At 72.2% G+C, this 13,934-nt stretch carries 13 protein-coding genes; 4 read left to right on the forward strand and 9 right to left on the reverse strand.

The genetic code is table 11. The features are described 5' to 3' along the window. Nucleotides 1-172: FMN-binding protein (locus GA0115233_RS26105; RefSeq protein ID WP_107406459.1), on the forward strand; the 172-nt coding region annotated here is incomplete at its 5' end. Then, the gene (locus tag GA0115233_RS26110) at nucleotides 165-965 is read left to right on the forward strand and encodes an FAD:protein FMN transferase (RefSeq protein WP_255310354.1); all 801 of its coding nucleotides are present in this window, start codon (nucleotides 165-167) and stop codon (nucleotides 963-965) included. The genes GA0115233_RS26105 and GA0115233_RS26110, both read left to right, overlap by 8 nt. Nucleotides 966-1,283: 318 nt before the next feature. On the opposite strand, the gene GA0115233_RS26115 is transcribed toward GA0115233_RS26110, so the two are convergent. The 7 genes from GA0115233_RS26115 to GA0115233_RS26145 all read right to left on the reverse strand — a co-directional run bounded on the left by GA0115233_RS26115 (nucleotide 1,284) and on the right by GA0115233_RS26145 (nucleotide 10,163). Continuing rightward, entirely contained in the window at nucleotides 1,284-1,832 is a 549-nt protein-coding gene (locus GA0115233_RS26115; protein ID WP_093722746.1) for an arginine repressor, read from the reverse strand. Nucleotides 1,833-1,839: 7 nt separating this feature from the next. Next, nucleotides 1,840-3,036, reverse strand: a complete 1,197-nt coding sequence (locus GA0115233_RS26120) for an acetylornithine transaminase (protein ID WP_093722747.1) — start codon at nucleotides 3,034-3,036, stop codon at nucleotides 1,840-1,842. After that, complete coding sequence (gene argB / locus GA0115233_RS26125) at nucleotides 3,033-3,944, reverse strand: acetylglutamate kinase (protein ID WP_093722748.1); 912 nt, start codon at nucleotides 3,942-3,944, stop codon at nucleotides 3,033-3,035. Before argB ends, GA0115233_RS26120 begins: the two co-directional genes overlap by 4 nt. Beyond that, entirely contained in the window at nucleotides 3,941-5,092 is a 1,152-nt protein-coding gene (gene argJ, locus GA0115233_RS26130) for a bifunctional glutamate N-acetyltransferase/amino-acid acetyltransferase ArgJ (RefSeq protein ID WP_093722749.1), read from the reverse strand. Before argJ ends, argB begins: the two co-directional genes overlap by 4 nt. Next, entirely contained in the window at nucleotides 5,089-6,117 is a 1,029-nt protein-coding gene (argC, locus tag GA0115233_RS26135; protein ID WP_093722750.1) for an N-acetyl-gamma-glutamyl-phosphate reductase, read from the reverse strand. The genes argJ and argC overlap by 4 nt, the downstream gene beginning before the upstream one ends. A gap of 55 nt (nucleotides 6,118-6,172) precedes the next feature. Beyond that, nucleotides 6,173-7,567 carry an FG-GAP repeat domain-containing protein gene (locus GA0115233_RS26140; RefSeq protein WP_093722751.1) on the reverse strand — a complete coding sequence of 465 codons (1,395 nt, stop codon included), beginning with the start codon at nucleotides 7,565-7,567 and terminating at the stop codon, nucleotides 6,173-6,175. A 121-nt stretch (nucleotides 7,568-7,688) separates the two neighbouring features. Continuing rightward, complete coding sequence (locus GA0115233_RS26145; RefSeq protein ID WP_093722752.1) at nucleotides 7,689-10,163, reverse strand: alpha-L-arabinofuranosidase C-terminal domain-containing protein; 2,475 nt, start codon at nucleotides 10,161-10,163, stop codon at nucleotides 7,689-7,691. 137 nt (nucleotides 10,164-10,300) lie between these two features. Between GA0115233_RS26145 and GA0115233_RS26150 the strand changes: the two genes are divergently transcribed. After that, the gene (locus GA0115233_RS26150) at nucleotides 10,301-10,762 is read left to right on the forward strand and encodes a DUF6314 family protein (protein WP_093722753.1); all 462 of its coding nucleotides are present in this window, start codon (nucleotides 10,301-10,303) and stop codon (nucleotides 10,760-10,762) included. Here GA0115233_RS26150 and GA0115233_RS26155 read toward each other — a convergent pair. Next, nucleotides 10,751-11,344, reverse strand: a complete 594-nt coding sequence (locus GA0115233_RS26155; RefSeq protein ID WP_093722754.1) for a histidine phosphatase family protein — start codon at nucleotides 11,342-11,344, stop codon at nucleotides 10,751-10,753. The two genes, GA0115233_RS26150 and GA0115233_RS26155, sit on opposite strands and share 12 nt — an antisense overlap. A 146-nt stretch (nucleotides 11,345-11,490) precedes the next feature. Continuing rightward, a complete protein-coding gene (locus GA0115233_RS26160) occupies nucleotides 11,491-12,930 on the reverse strand; it encodes an aminotransferase-like domain-containing protein (protein WP_093722755.1) in 1,440 nt (479 codons plus the stop codon). On the opposite strand from GA0115233_RS26160, the gene GA0115233_RS26165 reads away from it, so the two are divergent. Beyond that, a complete protein-coding gene (locus GA0115233_RS26165; protein ID WP_093722756.1) occupies nucleotides 12,929-13,867 on the forward strand; it encodes a DMT family transporter in 939 nt (312 codons plus the stop codon). The two genes, GA0115233_RS26160 and GA0115233_RS26165, sit on opposite strands and share 2 nt — an antisense overlap. Nucleotides 13,868-13,934 lie beyond the last annotated feature (67 nt).

Raw genomic sequence — 13,934 nt, forward strand, 5'->3', positions numbered from 1 at the left:
GTCGCCGAGCGGTGGGCAGTCCTCGCAGATCAGCGCGAACGCGGTGCCGAAGCTCAACGCGGCGGCCGTGGCCGCGGGCAACGCCGACATCGACGCGGTGTCGGGGGCCACGTACACCAGCAACGGCTACAAGCAGTCGCTGCAGTCCGCTCTGGACCGGGCCGGTGGCTGAGGCCGTGGCCGAACCGGCGCAGGCTCCCGCCGCGGTACGTCATGTGGAGGAGGTCATGGGGACCGTCTTCTCCTTCGACGTCCGCGGCGGGGATCCGGAGGAGGTGCGGGCCGCGCTGTCCGAGGCGGTGGCGGGGCTGCACCGGGCCGACGAGGTGTTCAGCACCTATCGGGACGACAGCGAGATCTCGCGGCTGGGCCGCGGGCAGCTGACCGTCCAGGAGTGCGACCCGGATGTGGCGGCGGTGCTGGCGCTCGGCGAGGAGGCCTCGCGGGTCAGCGACGGGTGGTTCAGCACGTCCTACGAGGGGCGGCTGGACCCGACCGGCATCGTGAAGGGCTGGGCCGTGGAGCGGGCCGCGCGGCGGCTGGCCGCGGCCGGGGCGACGGGGGTGAGCGTCAACGGCGGCGGCGATGTGCAGTTGCTGGGCGTGCCCGGGCCGCAGCGGCCGTGGCGGGTGGGGGTGTCGGATCCGTTGCGGCCGGGTGGGCTGGCGGCGGTGATCTCGGCGGCGGGGGTGTCGGAGCTGGCGGTGGCCACCTCCGGGACCGCTGAGCGGGGGGCGCACATCGTGGATCCCCGTACGGGGCGGTCCGCGGTGACCGATCTGGTGGCCGTGACGGTGGTGGCGCCGACGATTACGTGGGCGGACTGCTGGGCGACGGCGGCGTTTGCGATGGGCTCGCGGGACGGGTTGCGGTGGCTGGAGGCGCTGCCCGGGGTGGAGGCCCTGCTGATCACTGCGGGGGACGAGGTGCGCTGCACTGGGGGGCTGGCGGCGCGCTTGGGGTGAGGCGGGGTGGGTCGCGCAGCCCGGCGCCAACGGGGTGCCTCCCCCAGAGGGGGCACCCCCAGCCCACCCGTGCCGCCCAAGCGGCACGACTGCCCGCAGCCAGGTGGATAGCGACTCGACTGCCCGCAGCCAGGCGGGTAGCGGCACGACTGCCCGCAGCCAGGCGGATGAGCGCCGGGGGCTGGTCCCACCTCAGGGGCGCGGGGAACTGCGCGGGCGAACCACCACTCGCCCGCAGCCCGCGATGCGCCTCGCCCGGCAGACGCAGCCGATCAGGGGCGCGGGGAACTGCGCAATCAGCCCCCGCGCCCGCAGGGGTCAGTGGCCGTTCTGGGAGGCCAGCCGGAGCAGGTGTTCCGCCAGGGCCTGGCCGCCCGTCGGCTCGCGGCTGATCAGCAGCAGCGTGTCGTCGCCCGCGATCGTGCCCAGGATGTCGTGGAGTTCGGCCTGGTCGATGGCCGAGGCCAGGAACTGGGCGGCGCCCGGCGGCGTACGCAGGACCACGAGGTTCGCCGACGCCTCCGCGGAGATCAGCAGCTCCTGGGAGAGCCGCCGCATCCGCTCCTCCTTGGCGGACTCGCCCAGCGGCGCCCGGGGGGTCCGGAAACCCCCCTCGCTGGGCACCGCGTAGATCAGGTCGCCGTCGGTGTTGCGGATCTTCACGGCGTTCAGCTCGTCGAGGTCCCGGGACAGCGTCGCCTGCGTCACCGACAGCCCGTCGTCCGCCAGCAGCTTCGCCAACTGGCTCTGCGACCGCACCGGTTGCCGGTTGAGGATGTCCACGATCCGGCGGTGGCGTGCGGTGCGGGTCTGCGGCACGGCGGGCCCGTGCGCCCCCGGCTGCTCGTGTTCCTGCGCCTGGCTCATCGTCGTCTCATTCTCCGGATCGTCCGTCCCCGTGCACTGCGTCGAGGAGGCCAGGCAGCGCCTGGAGGAAGGCGTCCACCTCGTCGTCACGGAGGTTCAGCGGCGGCATGAGCCGGACGACGTCGGGGGCGGGCACGTTCACCAGGAGACCGGCCTCCTGAGCCGCCTGGCGCACCTGGGGCGCGAGGGGCTCGGTGAGCACGATACCCAGGAGGAGTCCCGAGCCCCGGACATAATCGATCAACGGGTGCCCGAGACCCTCGATTCCGTCGCGCAGCTTCTCGCCCTGCCGCTTGACGTTCTCCAGCAGTCCCTCGTTCTCGATGGCGTCCAGTACCGCGAGACCGGCCGCGCAGGCGACCGGGTTGCCGCCGAACGTCGTGCCGTGCTGGCCGGGCTGGAGCAGTTCCGCGGCCCGGCCGAAGGCGACGGTCGCGCCGAGCGGAAGTCCGCCGCCGAGCTGCTTGGCGAGGGTGACGACGTCGGGCAGGACTCCCTCGTGGGCCTGGTACTCGAACCAGTTGCCGGTCCGTCCGACGCCGGTCTGCACCTCGTCGAGGACGAGCAGCGCGCCGGTGGCGGCGGTGATGGCGCGGGCGGCCTTGAGGTACCCGGCGGGCGGCACGACCACGCCGAGTTCGCCCTGGATCGGCTCGACGATGACCAGGGCGGTCTCCTCGGTGACCGCGGCGGCGAGCGCCTGCGCGTCACCGAACGGAACGTGTGTGACATCACCGGGCAGCGGCAGGAAGGGGTCCCGCTTGCCGGGCTGTCCGGTGAGCGCGAGCGCGCCCATGGTGCGGCCGTGGAAGGCGCCCTCGGTGGCGACGATGTGGGTCCGCCCGGTCAGCCGGCCGATCTTGAACGCGGCCTCGTTGGCCTCGGCGCCGGAGTTGCAGAAGAAGACCTTGCCTTCCCGGCCGAACAGCCGCAGCAGCCGTTCGGCGAGGGCGACGGTCGGCTCGGCCATGAAGAAGTTGGAGATGTGGCCGAGGGAGCCGATCTGCCGGCTCACGGCCTCCACGATCGCGGGGTGGGCGTGCCCGAGGGCGTTGGTGGCGATGCCGCCGACGAAGTCGAGGTAGGCGTTGCCCTCGGTGTCCCAGACCCGGCTGCCCTCACCGCGTACGAGGGGCAGCAGGGGGGTGCCGTAGTTGTTCATGAGCGCGCCCTGCCACCGCGCGGTCAGGTCCTGGTTGCTCATGACGACGCCCCCTCGTTCTCGTCGGGCACGACCATCGTGCCGATGCCCTCGTCGGTGAAGATCTCCAGCAGGATCGAGTGCTGGACCCGCCCGTCGATGACGCGCGCGGTGTGCACGCCGTTGCGGACGGCGTGCAGGCAGCCCTCCATCTTGGGCACCATCCCGGAGGACAACTCCGGGAGCAGCTTCTCCAGTTGGGAGGCGGTCAGGCGGCTGATCACCTCGTCGCTGTTCGGCCAGTCCTCGTAGAGGCCCTCCACGTCGGTGAGGACCATGAGGGTCTCGGCGTCCAGCGCAGCAGCGAGTGCCGCAGCCGCCGTATCAGCATTGACGTTGTAGACATGTCCGTCGTCCTGGCTGCGGGCGATGGAGGAGACGACCGGGATGCGGCCGTCGGCGAGCAGGGCCTCGATCGCGCCCGTGTCGATCGCGGTGATCTCGCCCACCCGCCCGATGTCGACCAACTCCCCGTCGATCTCGGGCCGGTGCTTGGTTGCGGTGATGGTGTGCGCGTCCTCGCCGGTGAGTCCGACGGCGAGCGGTCCGTGCTCGTTGAGCAGGTTGACCAGCTCGCGCTGGACCTGTCCGGCCAGCACCATCCGTACGACGTCCATGGCGTCCTCGGTGGTGACCCTGAGGCCCGCCTTGAACTCGCTGACGATGCCGTGGGTTTCGAGCGCCCGGCTGATCTGCGGGCCGCCGCCGTGCACGACGACCGGCTTGAGCCCGGCGTGGTGCAGGAAGACGACGTCCTGGGCGAAGGCGGCCTTCAGCTCCTCGTCGACCATGGCGTTGCCGCCGAACTTGATGACGACGGTCCTGCCGTTGTGGCGGACCAGCCAGGGCAGCGCCTCGATGAGGATCTGGGCCTTGGGAAGGGCGGTGTGCTTCCGCGTCGGATTGCTCATGAGCTGTAGGCGCTGTTCTCGTGGACGTAGTCGGCGGTGAGGTCGTTGGTCCAGATCGTGGCGGTCTCGGAGCCGGCGGCGAGGTCGGCGACGATGTGCACCTCGCGGTAGCGCATGTCGACCTTCTCGCGGTCCTCGCCGACGCCGCCGTTCTTGCACACCCAGACGCCGTTGATGGCGACGTTGAGCCGGTCGGGCTCGAAGGCGGCCTTGGTGGTGCCGATCGCGGAGAGCACGCGGCCCCAGTTGGGGTCCTCGCCGTGGATGGCGCACTTGAGGAGGTTGTTGCGGGCGATGGAGCGGCCCACCTCGACGGCGTCGTCCTCGGTGGCGGCGTTGACGACCTCGACCTTGATGTCCTTGCTGGCGCCCTCGGCGTCCCGGATGAGCTGCTGGCCGAGGTCGTCGCAGACGGCGCGTACGGCTTCGGCGAACTCGTCGTATTCCGGGGTGACTTCGGCGGCGCCGGAGGCCAGCAGCAGCACGGTGTCGTTGGTGGACATGCAACCGTCGGAGTCGACGCGGTCGAAGGTGACCTTGGTGGCCGCGCGCAGCGCCCTGTCCAGGGTCTCGTTGTCGACGGCGGCGTCGGTGGTGAGGACGACCAGCATGGTGGCGAGGCCGGGGGCGAGCATGCCCGCGCCCTTGGCCATGCCGCCGACGGTCCAGCCGTCCTTGGTGACGACGGCCGTCTTGTGCACGGTGTCGGTGGTCTTGATGGCGATGGCGGCCTTCTCGCCGCCGTGCTCGGAGAGCTGGGCGGCGGCGGTCCCGACGCCGGGCAGCAGCTTGTCCATGGGGAGCAGCACGCCGATCAGTCCGGTGGAGCAGACGGCGACCTCGATGGCGCCGCGCCCGAGCACCTCGGCGGCCTTCTCGGCGGTGGCGTGGGTGTCCTGGAAGCCCTTCGGCCCCGTACAGGCGTTGGCGCCGCCGGAGTTGAGGACGACCGCGGAGACCTGGCCGCTCTTGAGGACCTGCTCCGACCACAGCACCGGCGCGGCCTTGACGCGGTTGGAGGTGAAGACGCCCGCGGCGGCGCGGCGCGGCCCGTTGTTGACCACGAGGGCCAGGTCAGGGTTGCCGTTCTCCTTGATCCCGGCGGCGATGCCCGCCGCCGTGAATCCCTTGGCTGCCGTCACGCTCACGGCGCAACTCCGATCGTGGTCAGCCCGGCGCTCTCGTCGAGCCCCAGGGCGAGGTTCATGCTCTGGACGGCACCGCCGGCGGTGCCCTTGGTCAGGTTGTCGATGGCGCTGATCGCGACGACCCGCCCGGCGGCCTCGTCGTACGCGACCTGTACCTGCACGGCGTTGGAGCCGTACACGGAGGCGGTGGCCGGCCACTGCCCCTCGGGGAGCAGGTGGACGAAGGGCTCGTCGGCGTACGCCTTCTCGTAGGCGGCGCGTACGGCGTCGGCGGTGACCCCGGGCCTGGCCTTGGCGGAGCAGGTGGCGAGGATGCCGCGGGGCATCGGGGCGAGGGTCGGGGTGAAGGAGACGCTGACCGTCTCCCCGGCGACCGCGCTGAGGTTCTGGCTCATCTCCGGGGTATGCCGGTGGCCGCCGCCGACGCCGTACGGGGTCATGGAGCCCATGACCTCGCTGCCCAGCAGGTGCGGCTTGGGCGCCTTGCCCGCGCCGGAGGTGCCGGACGCGGCGACGATCACCGCCTCGGTCTCGGCGAGCCCGGCGGCGTAGGCCGGGAAGAGGGCGAGGGAGACGGCGGTCGGGTAGCAACCGGGCACCGCGACGCGCTTGGACCCCTCCAGCGCGGCGCGGGCACCCGGAAGTTCGGGCAGGCCGTACGGCCAGGTTCCGGCGTGCGGGGAGCCGTAGAACTTCTCCCAGTCGGCCGGGTCCTTCAGCCGGAAGTCGGCGCCCATGTCGATGACGAGGACGTCCGGTCCGAGCTGTTCGGCGACGGCGGCGGACTGGCCGTGCGGCAGCGCGAGGAAGACGACGTCGTGCCCGGCGAGCGCCTGCGGGGTGGTCGGCTCCAGTACCCGGTCGGCCAGTGGCAGCAGGTGCGGCTGGAGCGCGCCGAGGCGCTGACCCGCGTTGGAGTTGCCGGTCAGGGTGCCGATCTCGACCTGCGGGTGCGCCAGCAGCAGCCGCAGCAGCTCACCACCCGCGTATCCGCTCGCTCCGGCCACCGCCGCACGTACCGTCATGGAAAAGCCTCCTCCTTGATGGCATGACTATACGTATCGATGCACGTTTATGCAATCAGGGTTTGGGGGCCGGGACGCAGTACGCACCGGTGCCGGTGATTCCGTCGGCGGTGCCGGGGAGGACGCAGTAGCCGTCCGGGCGGGCGTTCCACGGGTTGGTGCCGACGATCAGCTCGGCGCGGCCGTCGTGGTCCATGTCCAGGAGCGCCAGGTACCGGGCGTTGAAGGTCGTGCCGTCGAGGGGCACACCGGTGAGGGCGTGATGGACGGCCTGGCCGTCCCGGGCGGTCAGCTTCCCGGAGCCGTCGCCCCACAGCACGACGACCCGGCCGGCGCGGTCCTGCTCCCCCACCTTCGCGTAGACGTCGCCCACCGCCACGTCGAGGTTCCCGTCGCCGTCGACGTCCCCGACCGCGACGGAGTCGGCGAAGCCGACGGACGTCTTCGGGTCGGGCACCACGGGGTCCTGCTGCCGGACGGTCTCGATGCGGTCCGGTTCGGGCCCGTTCTCGCCGCCGGGCACCACCTTGACCGAGCCGCTCCCCGTCCAGTCCGCGGAGACGATGTCGTCGTAGCCGTCCCCGTCCAGGTCTCCCGCCTCGATTGCCTGCCCGATGCCGGGGCGGTCCTCGCTCTCCCCCTCCATCACGCTCACCGGCGCCTCCAGCCCCTTCGCGCCGCCCTTGAGGAACAGCAGCAGGGCGTCTCCCGGTTCGCCGTCCTCGTCCACGGAGGCCACCGCGAGCAGGTCGGTGCGTCCGTCGCCGTCGACGTCCCCGGCCGCGAGGTCGCGGGTCCGCCAGACCTCCTCCTCGGTCCGGTCCGCCGCGTGCTCGTCCGTGTCCAGGGTGATCCGGTCGGTACGGGCCGGACCTCCCGGGCGGGTGACCGGGCCGTAGGCCACCAGTCCGGTCGCGGCGACGTCCAGGTGGCCGTCGCCGTCGAAGTCGCCGAGGACCGGCAGCGCGACCGAGCCCTCCCCCGTCCCGTCGGCGAGGACGGTCCCGCCCGACAGCCCCCGGGGCCCGCCCCACAGCACGGTCAGCCGGCCGGCGCCCCGGTCGTCACCGGTCGCGTCCACGACCAGGTCCGTATGGCCGTCGCCGTCGAGGTCCCCCCACGCGGGGGCGCCCCCGAAGAAGTCGTGGGCCTCGGCACGGCCGGGGACCCCGGCCGAGTTCTGGGTGACGATCCGCGTCCTCGGGGTGCGGCCGGGTCCGGGCCCGTAGGCCACGGCGACGTATCCGGCCTGGTTGAGCCCGTCGACCTTGCCGTCCTGGTCGGGCATCACCAGGTCGCCGCGCCCGTCGCCGTCGAAGTCGGGTGCCAGGCCCGCGACGGTGACCGCGGCGGCGCCTTCCTCCTCCAGGAGCGGGGGCAGCCCCAAAAGCCCTCCGACCGCCACGGCCACCGTGGCCGCCGCCACCGCCGCCCATCTCTTGGGGCTCATCGTCCAGCCTCCTGCGCACGAGTGATCACGGGAACGGCGGGCGTCCGCGACAGACGCCCGCCGTTCCCGATGTGACCAGCGAGGGGTGGGGATGGTTGCCCCGGGCAAGGGCGGAGAGGGGCTATCTCTGCTTGATCCTCAGGAACGTCACGGAGTTCGCCGGGAACGTGTACGTGAACTTCGCCGAGACCCCCGACAGCGTGGAGGTCACCGGGGTGACCGGGGTGTTCGTCTCACTGTTCACCGAGTCCGGCTCGCCCGCGATCGTGGTGACCCGGGCCCGGGAGGAGACCTTGGCGCCGCCCAGGTCGATCGCCGTACGGGCGTCGGCGGACTGGGCGTTGACGACCTTGACGATCAGGTCCCCGGTGCCCCTGTCCTCGGTGACGACCTGGCGGAACGGCTCGGCGGGCTTGTCGTCGGTGAAGCTGCCCCACTCCTGGCCGTCGAGGTAGAGGGTGACCTGGCGGCCGCGCACCTTGATGTCGATGTCGTAGGCGCGGCCCGTCTCGATCGAACCGGCCTTGGAGATCAGCGTCGACTTGCCGCCGTCGACGGCCTGCTCGACCGCGGACTGGGTGTTGTTCCAGCCGCCCAGGTTCCACCAGTAGTAGTTGCCGGTGTCCTTGACCCCGAAGGCGACCAGGAAGCCCTCCTTGCCGGCCTTCTTGGTGGCCTTCACATGCAGGTCGTAGTCGTGCCAGCCGGCGTCTCCCGCGCTGACCATGGTGTTCTCGGCGGCCTCGTCGCTCTGCAGGTAGGCGCCGTCCTGGACGCTCCAGCTCCCCCCGCCGGTGTGCGTCCACCGGGAGGCGTCACCGGAGAAGTCGTCGCTGAGCAGTTCCGTCCCGTCCGCCGCGGTCACCCGCACGTCGTCGTAGGCCGCGCTGGTCGCCCAGGTCGACAGGCCGACGGCGCCGGTGATGGGGCCGCTGACGTCGGGCGTGCCGGTGGCTGTGGAGGGGACGACCCGGTCGCCGACGTTGTTCATGAACAGCTTCTGGACCTCGTAGTTGGCGGAGTTCCAGGAGGCGTGGTTGTTGAACCAGATCAGGTCCGGCCGCCACTGCACATAGTCCTCGTTGGCGAGCAGCGGGGCGTACGAGGCGAGCTTGACGACGTCCGCGTTGCGCTCCAGACCGGTCATGAACGCGGCTTCGGCGAGGGCGTTCTTGAGGGCGTTGCCCTGGGAGGCGTACTCGCCGAGGAAGACCTTGGGGCCGCCCCGGTCGTAGCTGTTGTAGCGGTCGTTGTTCTGCAGGAACCACTGCGGGCTGTTGTAGTAGTGCTCGTCGACCATGTCGACGTCGGCCTCGCGGTTGAGCTGCCAGGCGGTGTCGAAGGTCGAACCGGAGTCGTCCGGGCCGGAGTTGGAGACGACGGTGATGTCCGGGTACTCGGCCTCGATGGCTGCGCGGAACTTCTGGAAGCGGGCGAAGAACTCGCGCGGGAGGTTCTCCTCGTTGCCGACCGCGAGGTGGGTGAGCCCGAAGGGACTCGGGTGGCCCATCTCGGCGCGCTTCTTGCCCCAGGTGCTGGTGACGGGGCCGTTGGCGAACTCGATGAGGTCGAGGGTGTCCTGGATGTGCCGCTTGAGCAGGGCCTCGTCGTCGGTGGCGCGGTTCTGGCCGCAGCCGGTGACCAGGGCGGGCACGACGGGCAGCGGCATGGCGCCGATGTCCTCGGCGAAGCGGAAGTACTCGTAGTAGCCGAGTCCGTAACTCTGGTTGTAGCCCCAGAAGTTGGCGTTGGTGGCGCGCTCCTCCACCGGGCCGATGGTGTCCTTCCACTGGTAGGAGCGCTTGCGCTGCCAGTTCGAGGACTCGCTGTAGTCCTCCATGGAGCCGGTGTTGACCAGGCAGCCGCCGGGGAAGCGGACGAAGGCGGGGTTCAGAGCCTCGATCTTCTCGGCGAGGTCCTTGCGCAGACCGTTGCTCTGCCGTTTGTAGGTGTCGCGCGGGAACAGCGAGACCATGTCCAGCGCGGCGGCCCGGGTGGTGGCGACGGTGAGCCGGCCGTGGGAGCTGGTGCGGTTGGCGGTGAAGGTGGCGGTGTACCTCCTCCAGCCGCCGAGGACGCCGACCTGCCGGGCGGTGGCGAGGGTGCCCGCCGCGTCCTTCAGCCCGACGGTCAGGGTGCTGCCCTCCTCGGCGCGGGCCCACACCGAGAAGTCGTACCGTTTGCCCTTCTCCACCCGCAGACCGGTGTTGTACCCGGCGTTGGTGACGGCCGAACCGGCGCTCAGGGCAAGGTAGTTGCGGTTGCGCTCGTTCAGGCGCCCGGAGTCGTCGCGGACCTCGGCGGAGCCGGAGACGGTCCAGGAGGTGAGCGGGGTGTAGGAGCCGTTGTCGGCGGTGGAGTACTCGAAGGACCGGTTCTGCACCAGCTCGGCGTAGAGCCCGCCGTCGGCGGCCCGGTTGATGTCCTCGAAGAAGACGCCGTACATCGTGTCGTCGATGGCCGCGCCCCGCCCGTTGGGGTCGACGGTGATCTCGTAGTCGATGACGTTCTCGGCGTGGGCGGGAGCGGGGACGAGACCGGCCGCCAGCACGAGGGCGGTGACTGTCAGGCCGTATCTCCAGCGGGTGCGTGACATGGATACTCCGCGGCTCGATTGTTCGAAATATCAGACACTGATCAGCACTTCGAACGGCAAGATAGGGAGGAGGATCAAGAGCGTCAACGGGTCGCGCCGCACCGAAAGTGTCGGAAGTCGGTGGAGGGAAGGCAGGGATGGGCGAGTTCTGGCCAGTCGCGGATGTCCTGGCCTATCTGGCCGGGAGCTGGCATACCGAGCGCTCCGTGCGGGATCTCGCCAGCGAGGAGTCGGGGCACTTCTCCGGTACGACGGTTTTCGGCCCTCTCGACGAGGGCGGGCTGCTGTCCCGGGAATCCGGCACGTTCACCTGGCAGGGGGTGCCCCGGCCCGCCGAGCGGACGCTCCGGTACCGGGCGGGGAGCACGCCGGGCACGGCCGACGTCCGCTTCGCCGACGGCCGCCCCTTCCACGGCCTCGACCTGACCTCGGGCCGCCACACGGCCGATCATCCGTGCGCGGCGGACCTGTACCGCGGGGAGTTCACCGTCCTCGGCGAGGACCGCTGGCGGTCGGTGTGGCGGGTGCGCGGACCCGCGAAGGACCTGGTCCTCACCACCGACTACACCCGGGAGCCCGCCGCCGCGCTACGCCCGTGAGGTCAGGGCCGAGGCCGCGTCGAAACGGAGGTTCCAGCGGCCGCCCAGACCGGTGACCGTCGTCGTGGACAGCGGGCGGACGTCGATGCTCCAGTACGTCGCGGGCGGCGCCTTCAGGGCGTACACCAGGGCGGCGCGGATAACCGACGGCTCGGCCACGGCAACCACGCGGCAGCCGTCCTCCAGCGGGCGGGTCTCCAGCCAGTTGCCGACCCGGGAGATGAACGACAGCAGGGACTCGCCGCCGTGCGGGGTGGCGCGCGGGTCCGCGAGCCAGGCGTCCACGGCCGCCGGTTCGCAGGCCATCGCCTCGCCGAGGGTCAGCCCGCGCCAGCGGCCCATGTCGCAGTCGCGCAGCGCCGGCTGCACCAGCGGGGCGAAGCCGAGGGCGTCGCCGGTAGCGCGGCTGCGCGGGGTGGGTGAGCAGTAACGCAGGTCAGCGGCGGCCAGAGACATCAGGTCCCAGGCGGAGCGCTGCACCTCGTCCCAGCCGGCCTGGTCCAGCGGCCGGTCGTCCTGGAAGCGCTCGGCCAGCAGCGAGCTGCTGCGCGCGGCGGCGACGAAGGTGACCCGAAGTGCCATGCGGCGATGGTCAGCCCGCGAAGTCCGCTGGTCAATAGGCGTTACCAGGGAGTTACCCAGGGTACCGGAATGCTTACTTCCAGGTCAGGACCAGCCGGACGAACCGTCAAAAATCGTCTCGCAAACGGCGTCTGCTCGCGAGGGCGTCAACCGGCTCCCGCCTCCGCCCAGGCCGCCCTCAGCCGCCGCACCCCCTCGGCGATCTCCCCCGTGCCCGCCACCGCCGCGAAGCTGAGCCGCACATGGGCCGCCGGTGGCTCGGCGCTGAAGTACGGGCGGCCCGGGGTGAGCGCCACGCCCGCGCGCAGGGCGGCCGCCGTCAGCGCGGCCTCGTCGGTGCCGTCCGGCAGGCGCAGCCAGAGGTGGTAGCCGCCGGAGGGGATGTGCGGCAGGGCCACTCCGGGCAGTTCGGTCAGCAGCGCGCCCGTCATCGCCTCCCGGCGCAGCCGCAGCTCCGCGGAGACCGCCCGCAGATGGCGGGGCCAGGCGGGCGAGCCGACCAGTTCCAGCGCGGCCTCCTGGAGCGGGCGGGGCACGAAGAAGGTGTCGACCACCTGGATGGCCCGCAGCCGCTCCAGCACCGGCCCGCGGGCGGCCAGCGCGCCGACCCGGAAGCTGGGTGAGGTCGCCTTGGTCAGGGAGGCGACATGCACCACGACTCCGTCCGGGTCGTCGGCGGCCAGCGGACGCGGCAGGGGCCCCGAGTCCTCGTGCACCAGCCGCCGCACGAAGTCGTCCTCGATCACGAAGGCGCCGGCCTCGCGGGCGATGCGCAGCACCTGCGCGCGGCGGTCGGGGGCGAGGACCGCGCCGGTGGGGTTCTGGAAGAGCGGCTGGCAGACGAGAACCCGGGCGCCGGTGGCGCGGAAGGCGTCGGCGAGCAGGGCCGGGCGCACCCCGTCCCGGTCCACCGGGACGGGCACCGGGCGCAGGCCAGCCGCACGGGCGATGGCCAGCATGCCGGGGTAGGTCGGCGACTCCACCAGGACGGGGGCGCCGGGCGGCGCCAGCGCGCGCAGGGCGGTGGTCAGCGCGGCCTGGCCACCGGAGGTGATCAGCACCTCGGCCGCGCCCACGGCGCCGCCGATGCCGCGCGCGAACCACTCGCGCAGCTCCGGCAGCCCTTCCATGGGCGGTCTGCCCCAGGCGCCGGGGCGTCGTCCGGCGCGGGAGAGCGCCGCCGCCATGGCCCGCTCGGGCTGGAGGGAGGGGTGCAGATAGCCGCCGTTGAACTCGATCACGCCGGGCGGCGGGGCGGCCAGCGAGACCAGCACTCCGGAGGCGTCCACCGAGCGCGGCACCGACTCGGCGGCACCGGCCGCGCTGAGTGCGACCTCCTGCCAGGAGGTGTCCCCGGCGGGTTCCGCCTCGGCGCGCGGGCGGGCGCGGAAGGCCCCGGCGCCGGGCCGGGTCACCACCAGTCCCTCGGCGGCGAGTTGGGCCAGGGCCCGGGAGACGGTCACCGGGCTCACCCGGTACCGCTCGACCAGGGCCCGGCTCGACGGGAGCTTTCCACCATAGGAGTAGCGGTCGAGTTCCCGCCGCAGCCTGTCCGCCAGTTCAGCGACGCTGCTACGCTCTTGCATGAGAGCACAGAGTAGCGCTACCGCACCGAGCACGATAGCGGTCGACACCGTCACGGACGGCACCCCCAGCGCCGCCAGGGCCCCCGCCGCCGGGACCCTCCTCGCCACGCTCGGCGTGACCGCGTTCTCCCTCACCTTCCCCGCCACCGCCTGGGGCCTGGAGGGCTTCGGGCCCTGGTCGCTGGTGGCCGTGCGCAGCGTGCTGGCCACCCTGATCGCCGGCGGCTGTCTGCTGGTGCTGCGGGTGCCGCTGCCGGACCGCCGCCACTGGACGGGGCTGGCGGTCGTGGCGACCGGGGTGGTGATCGGCTTCCCGCTGCTGACCACGCTCGCCCTGCAGACCTCCACCACCGCGCACGCGGCCGTGGTGGTCGGCCTGCTCCCGCTGACCACCGCCGCCTTCGCCGCCCTGCGCACCGGCACCCGCCCCTCGCGCACCTTCTGGGCGGCGGCCCTGGCCGGTGCCGCCGCGGTGGTCGCCTTCACCGTGCAGCAGAGCGGCGGCGCCCTCACCGCGGCCGATCTGTATCTCTTCGGCGCGCTGCTGATCTGCGCCGCCGGTTACACCGAGGGCGGCAGGCTGGCCCGGGTCATGCCGGGCTGGCAGGTGGCCGGTTGGGCGCTGGTGCTGTGTCTGCCGCTCACCCTGCCCGGCGCGGTGCTGGCCCTGACGTACGAGCCCGTCTCGCTCACCGCGCACAGCGTCACCGGGCTGCTGTGGGTGGCGGCCGGTTCGCAGTTCCTCGGACTGGTGGTCTGGTACCGGGGCATGGCGGCCATCGGGGTGCCGAAGGCCAGCCAGTTGCAGTTGGCCCAGCCCCTGCTCACACTGGTGTGGTCGGTGCTGCTGCTGGGCGAGACGCTGACCGTGGCGGCACCGCTGACGGCAGCGGCGGTACTCGTCTGCATCGCCGTCACCCAACGGGCCCGCGGCTGACCGGGCCCGGCCCGTACGACCCACTTCCCACCGCCGCGCCGGGCCGTAAACTCAAGGCCACGGACCG

Origin of the sequence: Streptomyces sp. DI166 (assembly GCF_900091315.1) — a bacterium.
Lineage (GTDB): Bacteria > Actinomycetota > Actinomycetes > Streptomycetales > Streptomycetaceae > Streptomyces > Streptomyces fuscus.

Bases quoted from the DNA above. Each gene is read 5' to 3' on its own strand.
- GA0115233_RS26115 (WP_093722746.1), bottom strand. From the start codon at position 1,832: ATGAGCCAGGCGCAGGAACACGAGCAGCCGGGGGCGCACGGGCCCGCC.
- GA0115233_RS26120 (WP_093722747.1), bottom strand. From the start codon at position 3,036: ATGAGCAACCAGGACCTGACCGCGCGGTGGCAGGGCGCGCTCATGAAC.
- argB (WP_093722748.1), bottom strand. From the start codon at position 3,944: ATGAGCAATCCGACGCGGAAGCACACCGCCCTTCCCAAGGCCCAGATC.
- argC (WP_093722750.1), bottom strand. From the start codon at position 6,117: ATGACGGTACGTGCGGCGGTGGCCGGAGCGAGCGGATACGCGGGTGGT.
- GA0115233_RS26140 (WP_093722751.1), bottom strand. From the start codon at position 7,567: ATGAGCCCCAAGAGATGGGCGGCGGTGGCGGCGGCCACGGTGGCCGTG.
- GA0115233_RS26145 (WP_093722752.1), bottom strand. From the start codon at position 10,163: ATGTCACGCACCCGCTGGAGATACGGCCTGACAGTCACCGCCCTCGTG.
- GA0115233_RS26150 (WP_093722753.1), top strand. From the start codon at position 10,301: ATGGGCGAGTTCTGGCCAGTCGCGGATGTCCTGGCCTATCTGGCCGGG.
- GA0115233_RS26155 (WP_093722754.1), bottom strand. From the start codon at position 11,344: ATGGCACTTCGGGTCACCTTCGTCGCCGCCGCGCGCAGCAGCTCGCTG.
- GA0115233_RS26165 (WP_093722756.1), top strand. From the start codon at position 12,929: ATGAGAGCACAGAGTAGCGCTACCGCACCGAGCACGATAGCGGTCGAC.
- GA0115233_RS26160 (WP_093722755.1), bottom strand. From the start codon at position 12,930: ATGCAAGAGCGTAGCAGCGTCGCTGAACTGGCGGACAGGCTGCGGCGG.